This window comes from Frischella sp. Ac48, from assembly GCF_019641635.1.
In the GTDB taxonomy this organism is placed as follows: Bacteria; Pseudomonadota; Gammaproteobacteria; order Enterobacterales; family Orbaceae; genus Frischella; species Frischella japonica.
Window position 1 is genome coordinate 1 of the sequence record NZ_JAETXP010000029.1, and the last position, 1881, is coordinate 1881.

5 protein-coding genes are annotated in these 1881 nt (G+C 31.2%); all 5 read right to left on the reverse strand.

What is annotated here, in order from left to right:
* Nucleotides 1–71: 71 nt before the first annotated feature.
* On the reverse strand, nt 72–485 hold the full coding sequence (locus tag JMI89_RS11705; protein ID WP_220680171.1) for a hypothetical protein: 414 nt from the start codon (nt 483–485) through the stop codon (nt 72–74).
* The gene (locus tag JMI89_RS11710) at nt 482–679 is read right to left on the reverse strand and encodes a hypothetical protein (RefSeq protein WP_220680172.1); all 198 of its coding nucleotides are present in this window, start codon (nt 677–679) and stop codon (nt 482–484) included. The genes JMI89_RS11705 and JMI89_RS11710 overlap by 4 nt, the downstream gene beginning before the upstream one ends.
* A gap of 94 nt (nt 680–773) precedes the next feature.
* On the reverse strand, nt 774–1163 hold the full coding sequence (locus tag JMI89_RS11715; protein ID WP_220680173.1) for a hypothetical protein: 390 nt from the start codon (nt 1161–1163) through the stop codon (nt 774–776).
* A gap of 4 nt (nt 1164–1167) precedes the next feature.
* The gene (locus JMI89_RS11720) at nt 1168–1500 is read right to left on the reverse strand and encodes a hypothetical protein (RefSeq protein ID WP_220680174.1); all 333 of its coding nucleotides are present in this window, start codon (nt 1498–1500) and stop codon (nt 1168–1170) included.
* Between the two features lie 3 nt (nt 1501–1503).
* The coding region (locus JMI89_RS11725; RefSeq protein ID WP_255562904.1) for a polymorphic toxin type 50 domain-containing protein at nt 1504–1881 on the reverse strand (378 nt) is incomplete at its 5' end.

Below are 1881 nucleotides of genomic sequence, written 5' to 3' on the forward strand. Positions count from 1 at the left end.
AGGTTAAGTAGTTGGATAAAAAAACGACTAACTTTTATTTAATTTAAATTGAGTTGGAATGAGATATTTATTTAATCCTCTAATATTTTACTTACTACATATTTATCATTATCTAATTCATTCGCATCTAAAATAACAGCTTTCTCAGTTCCATTCGGCAAAATCATAATCCATGTTAGTGGATTTGGACTATCATCTGAAATCAAGGCTCTTGTTTTTAATACATTACATAATTCTTTAGAAATAATAATTGGATCTTTTTTTAATTTGGCATCTCTTATATAAAAGGAACAATTTAGCAAAAATTCCCCTCCATGATATTGATTGATCACAAGCCAAATTTTTATATCTCCTACAAAAGGTTTAGCATTATAATCATAATCAATGATAATATTTTCATTTTTAATCTTAAACAATTTTGCTAATGCATGTTGTAATTCAAATATATTAGGTACTTTTTCTAAAACTATGTCAAATCCACTCATTTTTGATTCCTTTTCCAAACATCAAGTGCTATTTTTCTTGATTTTGGCGATATTTGCATTTTATTTAAAATATCATCAGCTTCTTTTGTATTACCAAATTTTTTATAAATACCCAAAGCATCAAAAGCACCTCGATCTAATGTCGTAAATCCATTTCCTGATATCGGTGCTAATGTTCCATTAGCTTCGCGCATATATGTTCTACCATTAACAGTAATTTGATCTCCAACAATTAAAGCGTGTCCATTTTTAATGTCTGCAATGTCCTTCGCAACATCAACTGAATTATCAATTACAGTATTTTTTTTCTTTTTTTGTTGTTCCTTGTTTTATTTTATCAAAATAATGGCGACTGTTAGGTGTGCTAATATTTGTTATCCATTCAGGCAAATTATCTGCAAGATCCTTTGCAACATTATTCCAATTAACCTCATCTAATTCAACCGTGACTGTATCAATTTTATAATGTACTTTGGTTCTGACTTCGGTGGCGGTTATTTTGATGCGGGCGTATTTTAATAAGCGTAATGAGCGGGTAAGGGGTTTGGCTAAGCTGCCGATTAATAATCCTTCCAAACTGTTTTTTAGTCGTCCTTCAGCAGCCTTGTCGTCCGGTTTGGCTTGTAGATAGTTGGTATTGCTTGCTCTAATATCATTAAAATTGAGCAGGACAAGCACGTTATTAATATTCTCGACGAAGATAAAGCCAACCTAAATTTCCTTTTTTATCATATAATGGAGTAGAAATAGGAATAACTGTAAGATTTAAATACATACCAACAAACTCTTGATATAAATCAGAAACAACCTCAGTATGAGCGCATTCCATTTCTTCCTCTTCTTCTTCAGTTAAATCGCTATCAAAAAATATTTCAATTGTTAAATCTTGATCAATTATACTTGCAGTTATTCCACGCATTTTCTTGGTTGCTCGATCAATCATACAATGCATTGTATATAGTTTAATTCTATTTTCAATTTTTACTTTTTCTTTATTTGTTTTATCTGAATACATAGTTTATGGCCTCGCTGGTACTATATGTACGCCTGTTTTTGAATAATGGATTGTAAAATTAGTTGTAGGGACAAAAGATCCAGTAGTTATGTCATAATACTGTCCGATTATTTTATTAGTCGATATTACTTCTTTTGATCCGGGTGTTCCTAAAGGTCTATTGGTCGGAATCTCTCTTCCAGTTCCTGCATATTGATTGACTAAACTTTGAGTATCAATATTATTGTTCAAAGTGCTCCTTGGTGTAGAAGAACTAGCGTTTGCTGTTTTGTGCTCATTAGTCCCAACAATATGCTTATTTTGTTGATTCATATTAACATTTAAATTTGGATTTGCATCTGGTGCGAAATTAGCTCTTGGTTTTACTGGGCTGTTACTAGT